We start from the raw sequence: 22318 nt of genomic DNA, 5'->3' as shown, positions 1-22318 counted from the left end.
CAGCACCTTTATATGCATCTAGAATTCTGATAGCTGGAAAAGGTAGCAGTCTGCCACCTCAGCTACAGATTATTTTTCTTCTTCTGCCTAGCTAAGAGGAAATGTCCACAAAATGAATTACACTCCCTTTCCTTGTGGCGATTCTGTATTTTGCAATTAATAACATTTCCCCAAAATGGACCAGGCCTGTCTAAAATAGGGATGTAATAATTAACCAATTGTCAAGAATATTTGGAGATAGAGAAAAATAATGATTGTAACACTATTTGCAAAAAACTATTTATAATCTCCTACACATTCGATGAGGCAATATAATGAAACTCTTCTAATTATTGTAACAGGTGCTCCAATATGGAGCACTGATTCTTTCCTGTAGTTTGAAATAATCATTCATAATAATCACTATCCTCTGTTAATAAAGCAGTATTATTACCCTCATCATTTTCTTCTTGATTTATGTATTTTCTATTTGCAATCGAATTAAAAGTATCACAAATATTCTTTAGATTAGTTATTACGATAGGAGAAACTGAAATTTTTGATCCTGAAAATGCTTCTTTTGGGTAAATGAAAAAGTCTGATTGTTTAACATTTTCTATTACGATATTGAAGTATTCATTTGTTAAATTTCTCATCCTTTCAACATCATGAATTTTATCAACAGCAGAATATAAATATTCAATATTCTTAGTAATTACATCTACATTTTTTTTCATGCAGGATACTATTTCAGAACATTGGTCTTTTATTTCATGTCCCTTTTCGATAGTTGATAATATTGCAGTACCAACAGCAATGATACCAGTTGCTACTGCGACAGCACTTTTTGCTTTACTACTAGAAAATAAGGTACTAATACCTAATCCACCCATAACGATATCAGTAACTAGCTCATAATCATTTAAACTATCAATTGCTTTTAGCATATCTTGGCTATTGTAACCAGGCGGTAGGGTAATTGAGTTAATTTGTTCTAATTCAATAGGTTTTAGTTCAACCTCACCAGCATCAATATAAGAAATAAACTCATTAATTTGTATTATCTCTGAAACAGCATTTTTTACATTTTTTGTTAGAGAATTATTTATTTTTATTCTTAATGAATCTAAGATAGTTAACTTTTCTAAAACTTGTTTATGAAGGTTTACCACTTGTTTTGCAGCCTCTTCAAAAACCATGCGTTTATTAATGATTTGGGTAGCTTCTTTAAGATAGTTTGCTACATCTTCTTGGATGCAAGTAGTATTATCTAATAATTCTCTGTTTAATTCTTCGTAATCATTTTCTTTATTGATAGATGTAAAATTGCAAAAAATATCCTCTGCATAAGTTCCTTCTATATCAATAAAAGATGGTGCATGACAGCTATTACTACCAATTCCAAATTTATTAATAATTAACTGAGAATTATACATCTAATTAATCTCCTTATAATCTTCTTCATTAAGAATTGCGTCATTACTATGTTTTCTTAACTTTAATTTGCTTTTTTTATTTTTGTTTGAATAAGCTTTTGAAATAGCCTCAGACTCATGATCTAGAGATGCTAGAAGATTGTTTAGATTATCACTATCTAGAAGCAATCCAGATGAAAGTGCTGAATCTACAATTGTATCAGTTTGATCTTGTAATCTAGTTATTTCTTCATGAATTTGGTTAAGCTTTACATTCTCATTTACAAAATCATAATGTAATTTAACTAAATTTTCCTGATGCTTATTCTGTACCTTTGTTAATACTTTTTCTTGAAAGTTAACAACTATATCTGACGACAGAATAGAATTAACACCTATCTTTGTTTGAATTTCTAGATCTTTATATTCATCCTGATTATTTGGGATAATATTATTACTCATGATTTTTTACCTCCAAGTAACATCTAGCTAATATGTCGCTTTTCATCAGATATATATTGTTGTTTATCGAGTAAATAAGATTCTTATAATAACTAAGATTGCACTTTCTTTGTTTTATATCTTCGAGAACTTCATAATACTTATTAATTGCAAAATAAATATCCTCTATATTAGTCTCCTCATCATCTTGTAATAACATAGTTTGATACTTATCATATATTGAAAGAATCTCTCCAACTGGCCATGAGCTTATAGGAAACAAAAGAAGTAATTCTTTATCAATATTAGTAATACGAGAGTTTGGTAAAAAATAGTAATTTTCTAGGAATTTTTGTTCTACATTGTTTAAAAAATCAGATAGATACTTTGTATATAAACCACAATTTTCCTCTGTAATTTTATTTTTTATTTCTTTTATTTTATTTGCAGTATCTTCATGAGATTGAATAGTAACAAAAGAATATGGTTTCAAGTGTCGTATTTCGTTAACAATTTCTATTATTTCAATAGAAAAAGGGTTTCTAGATACTATATGATTTATTTGATTTATTATTTCATCATTAGAGGTACTGATTCTACTAATAATATTACAGTCTGAAATATAATCTTTTTGAAGTTGATTTATATTTGAGTAAATTAAATCAATATTATTTAACCTACTTTCCCAAGTTTCCAAACACAATTTATTATATGATGTTAAAAAGCCACAATTTAAGCATATTCCATCTACAATAGTGGTTGGGTCCTTTTTGCCAAAAACAGGACATCTATAAAGATATTCCCTTTCACTACTTTTTCTAAATTTAGAACAAGGAGTAGGCTCATAAGTTGTACTGTCAACCATTGTACAAACCTTTAAAAAATCATAAAAAATACAATTAGGAGAAGAAGGTAATTGAATGAAATTAGTTGATAATTTCATTTCAGTATTTAAGGTTATAAATTTCTTTTTCGCTTGACGTCTATATATGTGTTTTAATATAGACAATATTAAGAATAATAAAACTAAAAGAATAGCTATAAGTAAGTATGTGTTCATTAATAATACTCCTATACAAAAGTACCTTTTCTTGGATTATTTCTGTTGTTTGCTTCTCGAAGCAGTTCAAAAAGCAATAAAATTCCTATTATTGTGATAATTGGAGCAAAAAAGCCAATAATAGCGCCAATAATTACAAATACAATGGATATTTCTTCGGTTAAATCCTGATTTCCTATAAACACAATAAGCATATATAGAGCATATCCTTCGATACCACCAAGGATTGCACCTCCAATCCTTTTCCATAATTCCATATAAAACTCCAAACCTAGATTTGGCTTGATTTTATTATGTATGTGTCTCAAATATTGAGACTGATAATTCATTTCTCTTAAAAAAAGGGGAAAATGCTACTTTTTTTCCACGATTCGCATTTTGCTATGACTCATTATTTGAATGTCAAAAGACAAAAGCCAAAGCCAGTTTTATCCAGGGAATCCCACAGCGGGTAAAAAAGGCTAGATGCTTACGGGACATCAAGGCGTTAAGAAAGAATAAAGCCATCATTGGAAATCTTTTTTAGAGGGTTCGATTCCCTCATGTTCCATAAAACTATTTAAAGGAGATATTCAAAATGAGAAAGCAAGGAATTATTTCATTAGTTTTTATCCTCGTTTTTAGCATCCTAATTTTAATAATTGGATGTGAAAGTGATTTTTCCATTGCACTTGAAGAAAAAACATCAAATGTTGATTCTTCAAATACTCATTCTTTGGATAATCCTAAGCTACAAGAAGTTGTAGATGACGTAGCATTACACCATAAGAAGTACATAGCAGAATATAATCAATTTGCTACTGATCTTGAATTTATCTTTTCTGAATACCAAAAAGATATTACTACAGCGTATCTAAATGCATGCACTAAAATTGATAGACTTTTTGCTGGTTATCAAGAATCTATTCCAAATTTTGCAAAGGATATTACAAGTCTTTCTAGTACCTGCAATATTTTTTTAAGAAAAATAGTCAATGTTTTTTCTTCAAATAATAGTGTTGAAAACTATGTAAAAGATTCATTTTCAAAAAATGTATTTGATGAAAAAGATCTAGAAAGAGAAATTGATTGTATCATTAAAACAATGCAAGCATATATGTGTAATGCTAGAACTAGATTCTGGACAGATGTTGCATCATATCTTAATCAGCAAACTACATTTTCTAAGATAGATATAAAGATATTAGAATCTGAAATAAAAATATCAGGACTCTCATCCCTCAATAATTCTTTAGGTAACAAAATAGGAGATTATGAGGCATGCGTTTTTACCTTTGGCGGAGTAACTCTTGCTGTACTCACAGTTACAACAGCCTTACCAGGATTGGTTGATGATGCAATCGTTATGGTTGGAATGATTGGTGCTTCTCTAATTCAGAATAATGAACGTCAAAAAGAAATAATATCTTGTTATTCTGAAGAGCTAGAAAACATTAAAAATATGATTCTTAACGATGAAAATAAAGGTCTTCTTGCTATATATGAAAAAGCTATAGCTGAAGCAGAAAAAGAAAAAAATTGCCTTATAGATGCAATAAAGGAGAATTAAGTATGAATAATATTATCAAAATATTAATTGCTATTATTTGTATTTTAATTATTGCTTCATTACTTTTTGCATCCATCTATAAGAAAGAAGTAAAAGTAGGAGATATTATTACTGATTTTACTCAACTAAATAAATTAGAAGTTTATAAAGCAACAATGAGCACTATTATTGATATTGAACAAGGAAAAAATAGTGTTAAAGCAGAAATTATTGGGGATGTTATTATTACTGTCGATTTTAATAAAGCGCTAATTAAATCTATGGATAATGGAAGAAAAATCTTCTTTAGTTTACCAACTCCTGAAGCTAATAAGTGTTTAATTCATGAGGAGCTTTCTTCTCCTAAAAGTTATAAAATCACAAATATTTCAAAAATTAAAGATTTATTTAGTGAGAATTCTTTAGGAGCTGATTTATACAAAGTAGCATTAGAAGAGGCACAAATAGAAATAAAGAATAAAGTCATGGATGATAATATTATTATCAATGAGGCAAAAAGGATAACAGAGAATATCATTTCTAATTTATGTGCTAATTTAGGTGTTGTTCCGTTGATACATTGGAAAGCTGATATTTTAATTTGATAATTAAGACCTATGCATCATTATTTTTTGTCTAGTAAAATCTTGAATGGATAGAATAATAGGTTATCATATTTTATATGAATTACTTGGAAATACAATGCCATTTACAATTTGAAAAAGAGATTACATGGTTCGGATATCCAGAAACAATATTGCGCAGTGTATTAGGTGCTAATTTGCATAGGATGTGTTGTATTGTAAAAAATCAAAGTAAATGTTCTGATTGTGTTTTAAAGGACAATTGTGTATATTCTTGGATTTTCGAGTCACACATCAATAAAGATAGTTTATCATTAACAGGTCGTGATAAAGCCCCTCACCCTTTCATTTTAGAATATGATCAAATTAATCCTTATGAAGGAATTATTAATATTACCCTTTTAGGTAAGTCAATGTATTTCTCTCCATTTATTATAAATGCTTTTATTAAAGCAGGAGAAAATGGAATCGGAAAGGAAAGGATAAAATATACTATTACTTCATTAACTAGTGATAGTGTAGAGTTTTTTGGAAACCGAACAGAAATAGAAGCACATACAAAGAAATGGGATATTAACGAAGATAATTCTGATAGCAGAAAAATAGTAGGTATAGAGTTATTAACACCATGCAGAATAAAAAGTAATGGGAAATATATAAATAGAATTTTGATTCAAGACGTTTTAAAATCAATATTAAGAAGAGTTATTACTTTAGAAGAATTGTATGGACAGCCTATAAAAATAAACACTTTAGATAATTTTCCTTATTCTATAGAAAGAGATCAAAGGTGGGTTGAAAGAAGGTATGTTTCATCAAGAACTTCTACTGTTATGTCATTGGGTGGAGTAGTTGGAAAAATTCATTTTTCAGGAGCCTTAACTAATGAACAAAAAAACTTGTTAAGAGCAGGGGAGCTTTTTCATATTGGAAAAAATGTTGCTTTTGGTTTAGGCCGGATAAAACTACTATATGGGGAGGAAAATGATGATTAGTATTAAAGAACAGTATGAACTTTTATTCACTACGTTGTTCCGAGACATTGGTATATTTAAAAGATTAGCATTTGTAACTGAAGAAACAACAATAGAAAACTATTCTGATTATTCCTATTCTTTTATAAAAGAAGATTTTATTCCTAATTTGGCTAATAGCCCAATGAGGGAATATTTAGATTGGGAGAAAATAGCTGAAGACGGTTTAAATCCTACTTCTTATAACTATAATATTATTAAAGAAGCATCAAAAATTGTAATGGGAGGCTTAGATGTAATAGAGAATAATAAGCCAACTACAATATCCCCGGTTTTTACAAAAGTGTATCTCAATAATAATGGTATAAATAGTGTATTTAAATATCCCCTAAGGAATCTTACTTCTGCTGAAAGTTTTCCATTTCCTGTGAGAGGTGATAGTGGTTCAATTGATATTAAAGGTTACTGGAATAAATTTGTATCATCATTAGTTGTAATTAAAAATATTCAATCTCCTCTTGCTCTACTATCAAAGATGAAGGACCTCATTTTTGAATGGTGTTGGTGCATACCTTATTCTCAAAATAATGGCAACGAAGATATATCAATTTATGATCATTGTAGTGCTACAATGGCTATGGCTTTATCTTTAGCAATTGCCGGAGAAATTGAAAAGCCATTTAGAATAATAGTTGGAGACCTATCAGGTATTCAGAAATTTATTTTCCAATCGAAAAATCAAGTTTTCCATGGTGCAGCTAGAACCTTTAGGGGCAGATCTTTTATTATCAGTGCATTAAGTACAGCCTTTAAATTAGGCTTATGCAACAAAATAGGAATAATTCCATTTGTTGATTTAATTGATGCAGGTGGAAGATTTACCTTTATATTGCCAAATATTGAAGGTGTTGAAGATATAATATCTGCTTATCAAGAAGAAATTGAAATTTTCCTTTTTAAGAAATACTTAGGTACTCTTTGTCTTGTAATGGATTATAGTTTAGCTGTGGGGAGAGATGTCCTTGAAATAAGTGACAACCCTCAAAATACTCCTTTTAAGAACTTGCTTGCAGAGACTGCTCGACTATTGTCTGTTCAAAAAATAAGAAAATTTAGTAAGGCTTTAGCTAAAGTAGGATATGTATTTGAGGATGAGATAATAGAAGGAAAGAGATGTGAAGCTTGTGGAATACGCACAGAAAGAGATAATGGGCTTTGCCATGAATGTCATGAGCAAATGACTTTTGGTGGAAAATTACCAAATGAAAGTATTATTTCTTTTTCTCTATCACAGAAAGAAAATGAAATAGAAATTCTTCCTGGAGTAAAAATGTTTTTAGGACAAGGTGATAGAGAAGATTTATCTTTTGCTTTGCCTTTCAAGAAAAAACAAAGTACTCAATATCCAGTATGGCGCATTAATATGCATATTCCTAATATGGAGTTTTCTGATATAGCAAAAAAATCTTTGCAGGAAGTGAAGATAAATGATGAAGTGAAGCTCTATGGTAATCCTCTCCTTTCTTATATAAAGATAGATGTTGATAATTTAGGCGAAATATTTATTAATGGAATGGGTAATAATGCTTATACACTTACAAGATATACTACTCTTTCAAGAATGTTAAGCCAATTTTTCAGTATGCATATTGCTTCTATTTTAGATGAAGAACAATTCAAGTATGCTTATACAATTATTAATGGTGGTGATGATATTTTTATCGTTCTCCCTTGGAATAAAACCATTCCATTTTTATTGAGATTAAAAAAGGATTTCTCTTTATTTTGCTGTGATAATAAAAAAATACATTTCTCAGCAGGTGTTGCAATAGAAGATAGTAATACTCCTTTTTCTAAATGTAATAGAAATGCAGAAGATGCTGAGCATCAAGCTAAAAATCATGAGGATAAAAATTGCGTTTCCTTGTGGAACCATGTATACAATTTTGGCCAATTATCATTATTAAATGAAAGTATTAATAAATTACTTTCATTTTGTGATTACACCAATCCTGTTATTTCAAAATCATTTATATATAGGAATTTAATGTATATGAATGATTGGATAAATGAAAAAAATAAAGGTAATGCAAAGAAATATGAAATAATACCTAAATTCAAATATGATTTAGCAAGAACGTATGAAAGAAATAAAAAAAATGAAAAAATAAATGAAGTTGTATATTTCTTTATGGATGGCTTTAATAAATCTGTTGCTTCACCAAATGAGATTGATGCTGAAATATATAGAGATACATTAGTTACAGTAATTTATGAAAGAAGAATATTCAATGAAATAAGGGAGGATTAATTATGGGTTTAGAAATGAACGAGGAATTATTATTAAAAGAACCTGAAAAGATTGCAGATTCTATTTATAAGAATAAGAGTCCAAGTGATACACAATTGAGAAAGTTTTTTGATGACTTTATGGTTTTAAAGAAGCATGCGGATGCTATTTGTTCTTCTTCCGATGAAGAAAAAGATAATAAGTTTAAAAAAGAAATCTTACCTTTAATAAAATTTTCTAAAATAAAAATTGCTTATGCTGTAAGTAGATGCGATAAAAGAGAGTTTTCTAGTTATAATGATTTTTATAAAAAAATGGAAGAATATATAAATAAAATAGAAACAATGAGTGATTTTGTTGTTTTCTTAAAATTTTATGAGGCAATTATTGCTTTTGTTAAATATAAAAGAACTTTTGATTCAATGGAGAAAGATAACTCAAAAGGAAATAAAAGGAGGTAAGTTATGTCAATGAGGATAAATAAAATTACAGGTCAAATTAAAATAGTTACAGGATTACATATTGGCGCTGGAAATGATGAAGTCCATATTGGTGGTGTTGATTCTGAAGTAGTTAGGGATCCATTGACTGAACTTCCATATATTCCAGGTTCCTCTATCAAAGGAAAGATGAGAACTTTGCTCGAGTTAAGCGAAGGCTCTATAACAAGTGATGGAAAACCATCAAGTATTAAACAATTTCCAAATAGCCTTATTCCAATACTATTTGGCGATATGACAAGTGATGAGCTTACAAGGTTGCTTTTTAGAGATGCAAAACTTTCTAGTGAAAGTATTAATACCTTAAATAGTTTAAATATTCTTCCAACAGAAGAAAAACATGAAAATACTATAAATAGGTTAAATGGTGTAGCTAATCCGAGAAATATTGAAAGAGTTATCTCGGGATTAGTTTTTGATTTTGAAATCATTCTTAGGGTTTTCAATGAAGATGATGAGAACAAGTTTTTAGAAATGATAAAGATGGGAATCACACTCTTGCAGCTCGATGCTTTAGGAGGGCATGGTAGTAGAGGCTATGGAAAAGTAGAGTTTATTAACTTAAAATACAATGGAGAGAGTTTCAGTGTATAAAAAAATTAGAATTGAATATTTTTCTCCTTTTTCTTCTATTCCAACTGCAGACCAGTTATTTGGACAAATTGTTTGGGGTTTATCAGATATAAAAGGAGAAGATATTGCAAGTGAATTTGTAAAAAATTCTCCGATTAGAATATCTTCTGCTTTACCTGAAGGATTTTTTCCAATTCCTATAATACCTACTAAACGTAAAGAAAATGTAGATGCTGCAGAATTGAGAAAAAAGGTAAAGAAGAATAAAGATCTTCATTGGATTGGTCTTGAAGATTTTAAACTCATGCAATTAGGTATTAAGCAGCTATCTGATTTAGATTTATTTTTGAGGCAACCTTCCATTAAATCTGTTGAGGAGACTAGAGTATCAATTGATCGCATATCAATGAAAGCTGCAGAAGGACAATTATATACAGACAGTTATTTGTGTCCAATAACACTGGTTGCATATGTAGAATTTTTAAATATTGAGAGATTTTCTCCTAACAATTTATTAGAAATATTAGATTTACTTTCTACATATGGATTGGGAGGAAATAAGAATATAGGAAGAGGAAACTGTCGAATTTCACTAGTCGACTTGAGTGAAATTGAAAATCAAATTTTCTCTTTTAAATGCGATGAAAGTATATTCATGACATTGAGTAAGTGTGCTGGAAATAATCTAAATCCATTATCATACAAAATAGAAGTTTATTCTGGAATTGTAGGAAGATTATATTCCAATAAAGGCTTTTTCAATAAGCGTCCAATAGCACTATTTGATATTGGTTCTACTTTTTACGCAGGAGAAGGAGAAATTATCAATAATGTAAGTACAGATTCAAAGATTTCTACTTATGCTTATGCTTTTCCTGTGAGGTTAAAATATGTCGGATGAAAACATTGTTTATACTAAGGTTTATGATGTAAAGATAAATATTATTTCTCCTGTTGTAATTATCTCAGGTGATAGTTATGGCCTTATGGAGGTTTTCCCTATAAACAGAAATGACTTAACTGGAAAAATCTTAGATATGAATAAATTACTCTCAAAATTAGATAATTATAGTATTAATAAGCTAATTGATAGTTTTACTGCAAAAAATTTCAAAGTAGCAAGAAATCTTATTGAGAGTAACTTAAAAACAAATGAATCTTCTGTTTTATTTACTAAATTAGCATGGGAGCGTTTATATAACCATCCGGAGCAAGAGGTTGGAAAGGTTGTTACCGATATTATAACAGGAAAGCCTTATATCCCTGGATCAAGTATAAAGGGGGCACTTAGAACAGCCTTTTTAGAGAAAAAAAGAAGACTAGGAAATATTATTAAACCAGAAAAAAACGATAAGGTATTTGAATGGTCAATAGTAGGAAATACAAATGGTATTTTAGGTGATCCATTTAAGAATATAATGATATCAGATTTTTTTATTGAAAATTCCAATTTGGTAATTGGTGATTTAAAAGTAGGAACTGGTATTCCATCATATTCTGGTATGACTGACGCATGGTGCCTTCATAATAAAAACTCTCAGAAATCAAAAGATGTAATTGCAAAAGGCTCAATAGTTGTTAAATATCCTAACGGTGTTGCGAAAGTATCGATGAATGGATTGTTAAAGAGCTTATCATTTTATGATGATAAATTCCTAAAAAAAGAGGTTTGGAAAAAGGATGTAGGTGCACAAGAATTATGGCAAAGGTGTAAAAAAGAGAGTAGAAACGAGGGAGAATATTTTATTCGATTAGGACACTATACAGGTATTGAGAATAAAACATTTGATTTACCTATAGAGACTAGGAATGGTTTAGTTAATACAATTAACATAACAGGTGGAAAATCTCGTCCTAAAACAATGGATAATACTTATCCTCTTGGTTTTTGCCTGATTTCAGTAAAGGAGAGAAAAGATGAGGCTAATAATTAATTTGGGAAATTCTGATTTAATAGTTCGAGAAAGTGGAAATGGTAATAAGTATTTGCCATGTAAAGAAAATAACAATTGTTTTGTACAAAGAGTTCAAACTATTGTTGAGGCTTTAAATGGAAATGATTCCCTAGACATTAATGAAGATGGTCGTTTAAATTCTCCTATTTATGTAAAAGTAGCTGATGATAATGATCATACTTTTACAGTAATAGATTTTCCTATCTTGAAAAAGGAGATTCAAAAAGCATTTGAACTGTCTGATGAAAGACCTTTAAATGTTACTGTTTTTGTTACTGAACAAGAAGATGAATCAAATAATAATCTAGATACAAAAGATTTAGCTAAAATACTTAGTGGAATATATGGAAAAACAATGTTTCCAGAAGTAAACTTTGAATTTAAAGTCATTTCATGTAATCCATCTGATTATTCTGCAGTTCATAATGAATATAGCCAATTTTTTATAGAACAAAAGTTTGAAAATGTTATGGTTGCAATAGCTTCAGGTACACCAGCAATGAATCTTGCATTGGCAACCTGTTCTATTAGATATTGTAAGAATGTTAAGCAATTTTACTCTTCAAAAGAGAATGAAGGCAAAGATACAAATCTTTTCAAATTAAATTATTTTTCTGACTCAGAATTTTTAGTCGCTAAAGAAAAATTAATTAAAATATTTGAAGGTGGTGATTATTCTGCTGCAAAAATTCTTGTTTCAGAGCCACCTTTATCATACATTGATGGGATTGATAAATTTATTGACTATTTTGATAAAAGAAGAAACTACCAATTTAAAGATGCTTATGAAGCATATTTAGAATTAACTAAAATTAGTAGTAATACATATGGAATGTTGAAGAATTGTTCAGAATCTCTTAATAAAATGGATTATTGCATTAATAGCGACAATAAAGAATTGGATATTAAAAAAGATGAATCAGTATTAGTCCTTTATGAATCTCTTCAAAATGCTAAATTCTTCTATTTAAAAGAACAATACTTCACTGCTGTGGCATTTCTAAATGCTTTTCTTGATATGATGACAAGTTATATTATTGGAAAAGCTCTAGATTTTAATTTAATTTATAATGGTGTTTGGTATAAAGGTTTAGACTCTTTATTAGAAAAAAAAGTTTTTATTAATGAATTAGTAAAAACAAATTTTTCAAATGAAATTTCTCAATGGTACAAAAATGAAGGAAAACCTGAAATATCATTTAAAGAAAAAAAATATTTAGTTATAAGAATGTTAAGTAAATTACCAAAAGAATCTATAAATATTAATCGTGAAACATTAATTAATTTCGGTAATTTATATAATTGCCAAAAACAATTTAAAGCATTCAGTAATATTAGAAATTCTTTACCAATTGCACATAGCCCAAAAAGTATAAGTAAAAAAACTATAGAGAATAGTTTAAGTGATTATTATGGAAATAATTATACAATATCTGGGGATAATAAATTTTTAAGTGTAATTGATGTATTTAAAAGTATACTTATTAAATCTGCTAACGGGTCTTTTGATAACCAATTTAATGATTATAGAGATATTGGGTTAGATATATTAAAATCACTATCACTAAATAATGATTAAAGAAATGTAACAATATTTCCATATTAGTATTTCATTGATATGTTAAACCTCTTTATGAAAAGCGTCATAAGGAGGTTTATATGTTAACAGCATATATAACAAAAGAAGCAGGAAAAATAAAAGCAAGCAATAAAACATTAATTTTTGAAGGGATTGATGGTAATAAAACAACAATATACCCAGATAAAGTAGATAGAATGTTAGTAATGGGTAATATTGGTTTAACAGGTGCTGCTATTTCTTTAATATTATCTTCTGATACTGAAGTTTTCTTTATGAAGGGAAAGGAAGTATTAGGCTTGTATTCTGCATCAAGTTCAAAAGATTGCATTACACGGCATAATCAACATCTTTTGATAGAAGATCAAGAATGGGTTTGTAAAACATCAAAGGCAATTGTCAAGGGTAAGATTATCAATGAAAGACATTTTATACAAAGACTCATTAGAAATGGAAATATCGATAGTAATTTAGGTAATTATGCAACTACATTCCTGAAAAAGCTAATAAACAATGTTGATTATGCTTGCACCGTTGATTCCATTAGAGGAATAGAGGGACTGGCTGCTGAATCTTATTTTGAAATATTAGGACAGAACTTCAAATATCCCTGGGCTAGTTTTTCAAAAAGAACAAAAAATCCACCTAAGGATTGTGTTAATACAACATTAAGTTTTCTGTATACAATATTAACTAATAAGATTTCATCTTTTATTAAATCTCATGGTTTGGATATCAGTATAGGAAGTCTCCATTCAATACAATATGGTAGAGATTCTCTTAGCTGTGATTTAGTTGAAGAATTTAGAACTCCAATTGTTGATCAGTTAGTATGTTCAATGATAAACCTTGGGCAATTAAAAGAGGATAATTTTATTTATGATGATGAAAGTGTCCTATTAAATGAAGAAGGTCGAAAGATTGTTATTTCTGCATTTGAGAATAAATTACAGCAAAAACACTTTTATCCTAACAAAGATAAAGTTCTAACATATGAAAAGATACTAGAGGAACAGGTAATGATGTATAAACATTACATTAACAAAGAGATAGAATCTTATATTCCTTTTGAGGTTAAATAATGTTTTGGTTATTTTGTTATGATATATGTGATAATAGAGTGCGACAAAAGGTTTCAAAGTATTTATCACAGCATGGAATGAGAATACAAAAATCAGTTTTTGGTATTGATTGTGATGATACAAAGATAATGGAGATATTGCATAGCGTTAATGCAATATGTAAACATAATGAAATATTGTCTATATATCCTTTATACAATGAATCGATTGATAAAACACTATATCTAGGTTGTCAAAATAGAATAAATAAATTTAAACAATTTATTTTAATATGAGGGCTTATGGAAAAAAGATATATTGTAAATTTATGATTTATCTTCTAAAATTGGTAGCAGAAAAATACCTCAAATACTAAAACGTTTCCAAATAGAAGAATTCAAAAATCTGTAATTGAGGTAGTTGTAAATGAAGTAGAAGAAAGTAAATTAGTTAATAAATGCTTTAAGTTTATCGATGATAAAATAGATAAACTTTTAATAATACCAATCGGAGAAGAACAAGTAAAAAGATCCATACATGTTGGATTTAAATATATTTCAATAAGCAAAACTGGTCCTTTTCAAATAATATAGTGCTAAACTATTACTCCCTTATTTTTCCCAATAATAAACTCTGATTGGCACTTTATTCTAATTCATTAACTGATAATTAAATATATGAACCAAATAATATGGGATTATTAAAATTTTAGGTTAATCTTTATCACGTCTGCACTTTCAATATAATAATTAGTTTTGACGAAAGGAAAAGTAAATGGTAGAGTTATTAATAGCTGACCTGTATAAAGGGATTTAGACCAGATAATACTCTGAGACTTCCGCTTCGTAACCATGTTATTAATAGTTGACCTGTATAAAGGAATTTAGAAAGTGGTGCAGTTACATCAATCTGTACATGAATCATTCTCAGTTATTAATAGCTGACCTGTATAAAGGGATTTAGACTCATTTGAAACGTCTCAGATAGAAATATCTCCATTAAGTTATCAATAATTGACCTGTATAAAGGGATTTTGACGCTCGTAGTACAAGAAGAACTTCTCTGCGTCTACTTTGTAGTTATTAATAGCTGACCTGTATAAAGGGATTTAGACAGTTTCCCGAGAAAGTCTTCATACTTTAAAATCATTGTTATTAATAGCTGACCTGTATAAAGGGATTTAGACAATTTTTCAAAGGCTATCTCTAATACTTTCTTGAACATATTGTTATTAATAGCTGACCTGTATAAAGGGATTTAGACTGTGTGTCGAATCTTACTAGATTTGTACCGGCATTGTCGTTATTAATAGTTGACCTGGATAAAGGGATTTAGACCAATGTAATTGCATCTTTTTTACTCCAATTTCAGTATACAAGTTATTATTAGTTGACCTGGATAAAGGGATTTAGACAGTTTCCCGAGAAAGTCTTCATACTTTAAAATCATTGTTATTAATAGCTGACCTGTATAAAGGGATTTAGACTTCATTGGCTTGTTCTTACCAACTGTCCATCCACACTGGTTATTAATAGACGACCTGTATAAAGGGATTTTTAAATATTAATAATCTCTATATGGTATATTTATAAGAAAAAGAGAGATAATATGGCATACTCTGAGAGTATTAGAGACTTAGAAAGACTTAGAGAAATAATTCTAAATTTCTATGTCGATGGTAGTAAAACTAAAGATGAATATCTTGCTTCTTTTTATAGAGGAGCAAGTATAATAATTGAGAATGCGTTATGTGAGAATATTCAAATTATTAGGAAAGCAGGAAAAACTAGGAAGTTTATATCTGTTGATGCAAGAAAGCATCAAAATAATCCATTACATAAAATTTTTTTTATAAAAAGTTATAGTAGTAATGATATTAGTTTTTATTTTCACATAATTGATATACTTCATGATAATAAGACAAAGAAAATATCTGAAATAACAGAAGAATTAAGACAAAGATATTACAATTTCTATGAGGATTCTGATGGTAATATAACTCAAAAAAAATATTTCCCAGATACAGTAAGAAATAAACTTGAAGAGCTTGTGTCTTTAGGTATAGTTTCAACCATTATTATTGGAAATAGGTTTGAGTATTATATTGAAAAAAATGAAATAAATTTAAATTACTTGAAGGATTCTTTATCATTCTTTTCAAATGCTTTTCCTGCTGGTTTTATTGGGGAAATAATACAGAGAGATTATCAAAAATCGAAAGAAGATTTATTTGTATTTAAACATAATTATCTAAATCATGTACTTGATGCTGATATTTTATGTGTTACTTTAGATGCTATTAGAACATCAAGAAAAATAGAATTTGATTATAATTCGTTGACTCAGCATGAGAGTAATGATCATTTTTTAGTATACCCATTAAAAATATATTCTAGCGTTAGTGAAGGAAGACAATATTTATTTTGTTTTAACTATAAAAATAATCTATATGCTTTCTTTAGATTAGATAAAATGCATAATATTAAAACAGAAAATATCGATGATAAGGCATTAATACATAAGCAATTCTATCTAGATAATCATGATAAAATGTGGGGCACTAGTATAAAAAAAGAATGGAAGACTGAACATGTGGAATTTGTTGTAAAGATTAATTCAAATGAAGATTATATATTAAAAAGGATCAATAGAGAAAAAAGAAATTGTGTTATCAAAAAGATTGATGAAACGTTATATTTAATAACAAATGATGTATTAAGTCCTTATAGCATGATTCCATGGATACGTACATTCTATGGAAAAATTATCTCAATATCCTCTTCTGATTCTTTATTCTTAAAAGAAATAAAAGAAGATATTTCTGCCCTTAAGGAGTATTATAATGCTTTTTGATAGTGTTTTTTCTTCTGACTTTAGAACTGTAGGGTTAATAATAAATGCTTCTCTTGAAAAAAAAGGTCTTACAAGAGGTGAAATAAAAGATATTATAAATCAATATTCTATAGGTGATGCCAATGCAGAAAGAATATATGATAGTTTGGTAGCTAACAAATCCTGGCCACTAATAGAAAAAGAAGAATCGGGTAAATATATTTCTACATTAGAAAATAGATTTAATAGGTCTATGACAGTTATAGAGAAAAAATGGCTTAATTCTATTATAGCTGACAAAAGGATGAAACTATTTATAGATAGTATCAAACCAATTGATGAGAGTGGAACATTATTTAATTTTGAAGATATTGTGTTTTTTGATCAAAATAATGATGGTGATCCATATGATGATAAGAATTATATTACCTGTTTTAGGAAGGTTTTATCAGCAATCAAAGAGAAAAGATATATAAAATTAAAATATCACTCTACAGGTGGAAAGATAAGTATTTTTTCTTGTGTCCCAATTAAGCTTGAATACTCAATAAAAAATGATAAGTTTAGAATATTTGAAGGATTTATTGATGATGTTTCAAAAACTGGGTATTTAAGAATGTCTGGTATTGAAGATGTAGAAATTGGAGATTACTGTTCGAATTTTGATCAGTATAATATGCAAATAAATCAGAAGAGCGTAGTACTTGAGGTTACTGATGAAAGAGCAACCAAAGAACGATTATTACTCCACTTTTCCCCACTTAAGAGAGAGGCTGAACAAATATCTGATAATCAATGGAGAATAAAAATATATTATGATGAAGATATGGAGGAGGAAATTGTAATTGATATTCTTTCTTTTGGTAGGTTTGTTAAAGTTGTAGAGCCACAAAGCTTTATTGAACTTGTCAAGAAGAGACTAATAAAACAAATTATTATATAGATAACTAAATAGTGTCTTAAACTTTAAAGCAGGAGTTTAAATAATGTCTCAAGACTGGAATGAGCAATTTGATAATTATAAGAATAGCCATATTGATAGTGCTTTTATAGAAAAAGAATCAGGATTTAAAAATTAATTACTCAAAAAGGTTTTGAAGGAATCGTTGATTTTGAAAGCTATAATAAAGCAAATTATAAAATTCTTTTTATAGCTCATGAACCATATTGTAAAACAGAACAAGATTTATCTATATATAAAGAAACAGGTCTTATTGGTGCTATTAAAACTTTCGGTAGTAATCCTAAAGGAAATTCAGCATTATCATATAATGCTAAAATGACAAAAGAGCTTTTAGGCTTTCAAAATGTGGAAAATGCTTTGAATTCGGTTGCATGGATAAATCTAAAAAAATATCCAAGACTTAAAACTTCAAAAGAGAATTTGAAAGAAATTCATTGGGCAACAGTTCTCAACTATAAATTTATTTTTAATCAAATCAAAGAAATAAACCCTCAGATTATCATAGCAGAAAGTATTTTTGAGGGGAGATATAGTTTATGGAATCCTTGGTCTAGCTTAAGAGAAGAAATTAAATTCTTTTGTATAGATAGATACTCAGAAAATATTGATTCCTTATATGAACCCAAATCAAAAACTATTATTTTTGATATTCCGCATCCTACTGCTAGGGGAAAATGTAAATTTAACGAGGGAATAATAAGTTATATGAAAGAATGCTTACAAGCAATTAATAGCGATTCTTTCTCTCTATTGGATGAATGGGATTCAAGAAGAAAACGTTGTAAACAGTAAATGAGTTTTCTGTGGCTATAAATTTATTAGGAAATTATAAGCCTCATTAATCTCTCTGAACTTCTGAGAAGCAAATTCTATAAATGCTTCATCTAGATTCTTACCAAGGATTGTATCTGGATGGAATTTTCTAGATAAAACTTTATAAGCATGTTTTATTTGCATATGGCGTAAGCTAACAGCCTACTTTGTAGAGCCAAACGGTCGAAATGCGAAGCCAAACGGTCGCCTATTCTTTTATTAATAGCAATGTCTCCATGATAATAGATGTATTTATTCTAAAGGATGAAAATACATTTATTAAGGAGGATAATGTATGCTGGATTACAAGGATATCATTATCAAACACTATGCACTTTCACTATCTAGAAGTGAAATAATTTAACAGTTTATAGTAAGTAATAAATAGCAAGATTACGATAAAAATTACCGCAAGATGAAAAAGTATCTCAAGTGGAACTGATTATTCTAGACGATTTCTTGATTCACACAATCAAGGACGAGAGTGAGATTAAGATACTTTTCAAGATACTAGAAAATCATAACGAATAGAAAAAGAGCACACTATTGTTTGTTCATAGCTCAATCTAGATAGCAGGAAGGTAATGATACTTAACAATGAGGTTCCTCAAACTCCATTATGAAGCGAGCTACAAAGCACTACACAATCAAAATCAAAACCCGATAGGTTATGGTCAAATAACAAAAATGAGCGGCTGTTATGCTCTGCAAAACGGCCGTTATAAAACGCATTTGCGACCGCCAAAAGATGCAAACTGCATTTATTTCATCCTTAGTTGCATCTGCTGAGAGTCCTAATATTTCTAAGGATTCAGTAATTTTACCTTTATAATCTTTGCTGTATTTTTTAAACTCATCTATTTGGTTAAAGTCTATACCGTCATATGCTACACTATTGTTGCATATTTCATTCATCTCTTCAGTTGAGTAGCCAAAGATTTGGAAAAAAACATTAAAACACTGAATATTAATTTTTGGTCCCAATAACAAAGCAAAGAATGGAATGGCAGTTCTAAGTGTTTCTTGTTTATCCAAATAATCCTTGATTTTATATAGAATTATATTTATCTGATTACGCTTCTTATAAACTGCATCAATAGTAGCTTTGATGAATGCTGGTGAAAAGGTATTAATGTTTATTCCGCCATCTAATAGAATTTGTAGATATTCTTTATCATAACTATAGTGCTCTATATCAGACATAACCCATAAACAAGAGGCTAAAGCAGGAACAACACGGCTGCAATATAGATGTTCTTTACGTAAATAATAGATGAAAAAAGGATCTTCATTGAAATCTAAAATGTCATTAAGATCTGATGGTTTCAATGGTAATTTAGGGAACGATATGCTACTTTCTTTATAGCCTCCTTCAATTGCAATATTAGTAAAATCTTTTTTAGTCATTCCCCATTTCTTTGCCACATTAAAGCTATATGAATAAGCTGCTGGAACCATTCTGGTTGTGAGCATAAGTGCATATTTGATTATAATTTCATTTAAAAGATCTTTATCATTATAGTTATCATGAATTGAACAAAATTGGTCTTTAAGAAATTTAATGGTGCTCCCTCTTTCTTTTTGATTCATTAATAAATCATTTACCTGGTTGATAGTCTCAGTTATGAATAAACCAGCATATTCTGTTTGTTCATTTTCTTTTTCTAACCATTCTGATATTACTATTTGCTCATATTCAGTGATACAGTCTGTATTCTCAGAAATATCTATCGCTGCCATTGAGGAAAAATATGTAGCGAAAGCAGGAATAAATCTACAGAATAAAGTATGAAATGCACCTATATAGTCTTCACTAAAATCAAGTAAATTATCATAGTCTGATGGAGTATATGTTTTATTTGTTTGTGTATAAGTTATCTGCTTACTTGCATATTTAGCTTCTTGATTTTCTTTATACTTTGAATAAGCATATGAACCAAGCCCTATTAGTGCACCAATACCTAAACCAATAAGCCCTAATCCTAAATCACCATCATCATCGTCTCTGTACATATTTTTCTCCATTATTTGAAGATTAGTAATAGATTAAAAGGTATGTGTCTCAAATATTGAGACTATTAGATGATAAATATTAGGTATTGGAGAAAATTTTTATGGGTTTAAAACTATTATCATATGAAGGCTTTAATATTAACTTAGATAGCAAAACACCTCATTGCCTTATTACAGGAAGTAATATCGATGAAATACTTAAACTTGAAAATGAGATGCTTGAATCAATAAAAGAGAGTGGTGGTGATAACGTAAATATCCATTATATCAATAATCCTTCATGTAAAGCAGTTGATATGCTTAAACATGGAATAAATGGTTTTTATAGAAGTAGGTATGAAGAGCTAGTAAGATTTGGTGCAGAAAATATAGAAAAATATAATGTGGGAAGGAATAAAATGCCTTATGAAGTATTTATTTTTCCTATCATTTCAACAGATGAAGAACTCCTTTCTATATTGAAGAGTGCAACTATGCTGATACAAGTAGGAGTACATATTATTTGCGGGTTAACTACTAGATATAATCAAGAAATTGATAAATACCTATCTGGATATACAACACGCTTTGCTTTCCCTTTTAAAGAGCAAATAATAAACCAAGCTTTCTTTGTTGCGGATGAAAAGGAACTACCTAAAATAGGAAAGCTTTGGTATAAACTTGGAATAAATGGCGAAGTAAAGGTCCTTAATTAAGGCCGTAGGTATTACTTAAATCTCTTATTGATTCTTTTAATTTTTCAACAAGCTCAGGTGGTGATATTAATTTAGCACCACTTCCTAAGTATCTTAACCATCTAAGTACTTCAAATTCTCCTGATGTTATACAAGAGAATATGACGTTACCATTCTCGTCTGGTTCTGAGAAATTAACTCTATCCTTAGGCCATTCACGGTCCATTAGATATTGAGCATTGTTTTTATCAACTTGAACTTTAATTTCAAACTGGTCACATTGGATTATTCCAAAAGGATCAGTTAAGGTGTACTCAACATCTAATTTAGTTTTTCTAGTAAAACGCTCATTTTTGACCTCTAAATCTTCAATTCTTTCAATAGCTAATTTACACCAATAATCATAAGATTTTGTCTCTGCAATAGTATATATACCGCCCTGAAATGAAAAAACAATTAAAGGCATAATATCATAAGTTTTAACTGTATCAGCCTTTGATCTGTATGTAACGGTGCATACTTTATGTGAAAAAGAAGCATCACAAAGAGCAGTGATAATATCCATCTTATCGCCTTCCTTTTTCTTAGGGAGGTCAACAAAAGAGTGAACTATACTAACACCCCTTCTATCGATTTTTATAGGGATTATTTTTTCACTATCTGATACATGTCCCGCAAAAGATAGTAGCGTTTGCATTTTTTCATGTAAATCATTAATTCGATTTGAAAGGATGGGAAATGTAGCATCTGTATTGGAGAACAGTAATTCAATTAATAATTTCTCATCCTTATCAAATACGAAATCATCTTTAAGAAATGGAAGACTCTCAAAAATATTTTTCCCAACAAGAGGATTATTCATGTCGAAGAAATAATAAACTTCTCTCCCTCTATTTTCTGAAGTTAAAGGAAGTCCCATCTCCTGAATTGTAACCAAGTATCTGTAAATAGTAGCTCTTGACACCCCCATATCTTCTACTAACTGAGGTACTGTTCTTCCTAAAGGAGATTGCAGATATCTAATAAGTGCTAGAATTTGTGTGTTCACAATTTTTCCTTTTCCCATTTCGCTTATCTGCTCCA

At 29.0% G+C, this 22318-nt stretch carries 23 protein-coding genes; 16 read left to right on the top strand and 7 right to left on the bottom strand.

The window, feature by feature from the left end; all coding sequences use genetic code 11:
* Positions 1-386: 386 nt before the first annotated feature.
* The 4 genes from FYJ80_RS03890 to FYJ80_RS03875 are packed head-to-tail and all read right to left on the bottom strand — an operon-like array spanning position 387 to position 3152.
* The gene (locus FYJ80_RS03890; protein WP_154424828.1) at positions 387-1415 is read right to left on the bottom strand and encodes a hypothetical protein; all 1029 of its coding nucleotides are present in this window, start codon (positions 1413-1415) and stop codon (positions 387-389) included.
* Positions 1416-1856: a hypothetical protein gene (locus tag FYJ80_RS03885; RefSeq protein WP_154424826.1), complete on the bottom strand. Its 441-nt coding sequence runs from the start codon at positions 1854-1856 to the stop codon at positions 1416-1418.
* Positions 1849-2895: a hypothetical protein gene (locus FYJ80_RS03880; protein WP_154424824.1), complete on the bottom strand. Its 1047-nt coding sequence runs from the start codon at positions 2893-2895 to the stop codon at positions 1849-1851. The genes FYJ80_RS03885 and FYJ80_RS03880 overlap by 8 nt, the downstream gene beginning before the upstream one ends.
* A gap of 11 nt (positions 2896-2906) precedes the next feature.
* Positions 2907-3152, bottom strand: coding sequence for a hypothetical protein (locus FYJ80_RS03875; RefSeq protein ID WP_154424823.1), 246 nt, complete (start codon positions 3150-3152; stop codon positions 2907-2909).
* 320 nt (positions 3153-3472) lie between these two features.
* On the opposite strand from FYJ80_RS03875, the gene FYJ80_RS03870 reads away from it, so the two are divergent.
* The 15 genes from FYJ80_RS03870 to FYJ80_RS03805 all read left to right on the top strand — a co-directional run bounded on the left by FYJ80_RS03870 (position 3473) and on the right by FYJ80_RS03805 (position 18527).
* The gene (locus FYJ80_RS03870) at positions 3473-4444 is read left to right on the top strand and encodes an ATP synthase subunit B family protein (RefSeq protein WP_154424822.1); all 972 of its coding nucleotides are present in this window, start codon (positions 3473-3475) and stop codon (positions 4442-4444) included.
* A gap of 2 nt (positions 4445-4446) precedes the next feature.
* Complete coding sequence (locus FYJ80_RS03865; protein WP_154424820.1) at positions 4447-5028, top strand: DUF4230 domain-containing protein; 582 nt, start codon at positions 4447-4449, stop codon at positions 5026-5028.
* 77 nt (positions 5029-5105) lie between these two features.
* Complete coding sequence (gene cas6, locus FYJ80_RS03860; RefSeq protein ID WP_154424818.1) at positions 5106-6002, top strand: CRISPR system precrRNA processing endoribonuclease RAMP protein Cas6; 897 nt, start codon at positions 5106-5108, stop codon at positions 6000-6002.
* A complete protein-coding gene (cas10, locus tag FYJ80_RS03855; protein ID WP_206360954.1) occupies positions 5995-8292 on the top strand; it encodes a type III-A CRISPR-associated protein Cas10/Csm1 in 2298 nt (765 codons plus the stop codon). The genes cas6 and cas10 overlap by 8 nt, the downstream gene beginning before the upstream one ends.
* A 2-nt stretch (positions 8293-8294) precedes the next feature.
* The gene (csm2, locus tag FYJ80_RS03850) at positions 8295-8732 is read left to right on the top strand and encodes a type III-A CRISPR-associated protein Csm2 (protein ID WP_154424814.1); all 438 of its coding nucleotides are present in this window, start codon (positions 8295-8297) and stop codon (positions 8730-8732) included.
* A 3-nt stretch (positions 8733-8735) separates the two neighbouring features.
* On the top strand, positions 8736-9365 hold the full coding sequence (csm3, locus tag FYJ80_RS03845; protein WP_154424812.1) for a type III-A CRISPR-associated RAMP protein Csm3: 630 nt from the start codon (positions 8736-8738) through the stop codon (positions 9363-9365).
* The gene (gene csm4 / locus FYJ80_RS03840) at positions 9358-10245 is read left to right on the top strand and encodes a type III-A CRISPR-associated RAMP protein Csm4 (RefSeq protein ID WP_154424810.1); all 888 of its coding nucleotides are present in this window, start codon (positions 9358-9360) and stop codon (positions 10243-10245) included. Before csm3 ends, csm4 begins: the two co-directional genes overlap by 8 nt.
* A gap of 85 nt (positions 10246-10330) precedes the next feature.
* Entirely contained in the window at positions 10331-11278 is a 948-nt protein-coding gene (locus FYJ80_RS03835) for an RAMP superfamily CRISPR-associated protein (RefSeq protein WP_206360953.1), read from the top strand.
* Positions 11262-12878 (top strand): type 2 periplasmic-binding domain-containing protein, encoded by a 1617-nt coding sequence (locus FYJ80_RS03830; protein ID WP_154424807.1) that lies wholly within the window; start codon positions 11262-11264, stop codon positions 12876-12878. The genes FYJ80_RS03835 and FYJ80_RS03830 overlap by 17 nt, the downstream gene beginning before the upstream one ends.
* A gap of 80 nt (positions 12879-12958) precedes the next feature.
* Positions 12959-13960, top strand: a complete 1002-nt coding sequence (gene cas1 / locus FYJ80_RS03825) for a CRISPR-associated endonuclease Cas1 (RefSeq protein ID WP_154424806.1) — start codon at positions 12959-12961, stop codon at positions 13958-13960.
* Positions 13960-14235: a CRISPR-associated endonuclease Cas2 gene (gene cas2, locus FYJ80_RS12225; protein WP_154424805.1), complete on the top strand. Its 276-nt coding sequence runs from the start codon at positions 13960-13962 to the stop codon at positions 14233-14235. Before cas1 ends, cas2 begins: the two co-directional genes overlap by 1 nt.
* Before the next feature lie 99 nt (positions 14236-14334).
* The gene (locus FYJ80_RS12220; RefSeq protein ID WP_407921431.1) at positions 14335-14532 is read left to right on the top strand and encodes a hypothetical protein; all 198 of its coding nucleotides are present in this window, start codon (positions 14335-14337) and stop codon (positions 14530-14532) included.
* A 1015-nt stretch (positions 14533-15547) separates the two neighbouring features.
* Entirely contained in the window at positions 15548-16792 is a 1245-nt protein-coding gene (locus tag FYJ80_RS03815) for a WYL domain-containing protein (RefSeq protein WP_154424804.1), read from the top strand.
* Positions 16782-17714 carry a WYL domain-containing protein gene (locus FYJ80_RS03810; protein ID WP_154424803.1) on the top strand — a complete coding sequence of 311 codons (933 nt, stop codon included), beginning with the start codon at positions 16782-16784 and terminating at the stop codon, positions 17712-17714. The genes FYJ80_RS03815 and FYJ80_RS03810 overlap by 11 nt, the downstream gene beginning before the upstream one ends.
* Positions 17715-18050: 336 nt before the next feature.
* Positions 18051-18527 carry a hypothetical protein gene (locus tag FYJ80_RS03805; protein ID WP_154424802.1) on the top strand — a complete coding sequence of 159 codons (477 nt, stop codon included), beginning with the start codon at positions 18051-18053 and terminating at the stop codon, positions 18525-18527.
* Between the two features lie 15 nt (positions 18528-18542).
* On the opposite strand, the gene FYJ80_RS03800 is transcribed toward FYJ80_RS03805, so the two are convergent.
* Positions 18543-18692, bottom strand: coding sequence for a J domain-containing protein (locus FYJ80_RS03800; RefSeq protein WP_154424801.1), 150 nt, complete (start codon positions 18690-18692; stop codon positions 18543-18545).
* A gap of 495 nt (positions 18693-19187) precedes the next feature.
* Entirely contained in the window at positions 19188-20561 is a 1374-nt protein-coding gene (locus FYJ80_RS03795; RefSeq protein ID WP_154424800.1) for a hypothetical protein, read from the bottom strand.
* 101 nt (positions 20562-20662) lie between these two features.
* Here FYJ80_RS03795 and FYJ80_RS03790 point away from each other — a divergent pair, with 101 nt between their 5' ends.
* On the top strand, positions 20663-21256 hold the full coding sequence (locus tag FYJ80_RS03790; protein ID WP_154424799.1) for a hypothetical protein: 594 nt from the start codon (positions 20663-20665) through the stop codon (positions 21254-21256).
* Here FYJ80_RS03790 and FYJ80_RS03785 read toward each other — a convergent pair.
* Positions 21249-22301: a helix-turn-helix transcriptional regulator gene (locus FYJ80_RS03785; RefSeq protein WP_154424798.1), complete on the bottom strand. Its 1053-nt coding sequence runs from the start codon at positions 22299-22301 to the stop codon at positions 21249-21251. The two genes, FYJ80_RS03790 and FYJ80_RS03785, sit on opposite strands and share 8 nt — an antisense overlap.
* Positions 22302-22318: the final 17 nt, after the last annotated feature.

This window comes from Bullifex porci, assembly GCF_009695635.1.
GTDB lineage: Bacteria > Spirochaetota > Spirochaetia > Sphaerochaetales > Sphaerochaetaceae > Bullifex > Bullifex porci.
This window is presented reverse-complemented; position numbering and strand designations above follow the sequence as displayed.

Excerpts from the sequence above, each read along its gene's own strand:
- cas2 (WP_154424805.1), top strand. The coding sequence starts at position 13,960 with ATGTTTTGGTTATTTTGTTATGATATATGTGATAATAGAGTGCGACAA.
- FYJ80_RS03785 (WP_154424798.1), bottom strand. The coding sequence starts at position 22,301 with ATGGGAAAAGGAAAAATTGTGAACACACAAATTCTAGCACTTATTAGA.
- FYJ80_RS03805 (WP_154424802.1), top strand. The coding sequence starts at position 18,051 with ATGACAAAAGAGCTTTTAGGCTTTCAAAATGTGGAAAATGCTTTGAAT.
- FYJ80_RS03835 (WP_206360953.1), top strand. The coding sequence starts at position 10,331 with ATGGAGGTTTTCCCTATAAACAGAAATGACTTAACTGGAAAAATCTTA.
- FYJ80_RS03790 (WP_154424799.1), top strand. The coding sequence starts at position 20,663 with ATGGGTTTAAAACTATTATCATATGAAGGCTTTAATATTAACTTAGAT.
- FYJ80_RS03880 (WP_154424824.1), bottom strand. The coding sequence starts at position 2,895 with ATGAACACATACTTACTTATAGCTATTCTTTTAGTTTTATTATTCTTA.
- cas10 (WP_206360954.1), top strand. The coding sequence starts at position 5,995 with ATGATTAGTATTAAAGAACAGTATGAACTTTTATTCACTACGTTGTTC.
- FYJ80_RS03815 (WP_154424804.1), top strand. The coding sequence starts at position 15,548 with ATGGCATACTCTGAGAGTATTAGAGACTTAGAAAGACTTAGAGAAATA.
- FYJ80_RS03875 (WP_154424823.1), bottom strand. The coding sequence starts at position 3,152 with ATGGAATTATGGAAAAGGATTGGAGGTGCAATCCTTGGTGGTATCGAA.
- cas1 (WP_154424806.1), top strand. The coding sequence starts at position 12,959 with ATGTTAACAGCATATATAACAAAAGAAGCAGGAAAAATAAAAGCAAGC.
- FYJ80_RS03795 (WP_154424800.1), bottom strand. The coding sequence starts at position 20,561 with ATGTACAGAGACGATGATGATGGTGATTTAGGATTAGGGCTTATTGGT.
- FYJ80_RS03800 (WP_154424801.1), bottom strand. The coding sequence starts at position 18,692 with ATGCAAATAAAACATGCTTATAAAGTTTTATCTAGAAAATTCCATCCA.
- csm3 (WP_154424812.1), top strand. The coding sequence starts at position 8,736 with ATGTCAATGAGGATAAATAAAATTACAGGTCAAATTAAAATAGTTACA.
- csm2 (WP_154424814.1), top strand. The coding sequence starts at position 8,295 with ATGGGTTTAGAAATGAACGAGGAATTATTATTAAAAGAACCTGAAAAG.
- FYJ80_RS03810 (WP_154424803.1), top strand. The coding sequence starts at position 16,782 with ATGCTTTTTGATAGTGTTTTTTCTTCTGACTTTAGAACTGTAGGGTTA.
- cas6 (WP_154424818.1), top strand. The coding sequence starts at position 5,106 with ATGAATTACTTGGAAATACAATGCCATTTACAATTTGAAAAAGAGATT.
- FYJ80_RS03885 (WP_154424826.1), bottom strand. The coding sequence starts at position 1,856 with ATGAGTAATAATATTATCCCAAATAATCAGGATGAATATAAAGATCTA.
- FYJ80_RS03890 (WP_154424828.1), bottom strand. The coding sequence starts at position 1,415 with ATGTATAATTCTCAGTTAATTATTAATAAATTTGGAATTGGTAGTAAT.
- FYJ80_RS03865 (WP_154424820.1), top strand. The coding sequence starts at position 4,447 with ATGAATAATATTATCAAAATATTAATTGCTATTATTTGTATTTTAATT.
- FYJ80_RS03870 (WP_154424822.1), top strand. The coding sequence starts at position 3,473 with ATGAGAAAGCAAGGAATTATTTCATTAGTTTTTATCCTCGTTTTTAGC.
- FYJ80_RS03830 (WP_154424807.1), top strand. The coding sequence starts at position 11,262 with ATGAGGCTAATAATTAATTTGGGAAATTCTGATTTAATAGTTCGAGAA.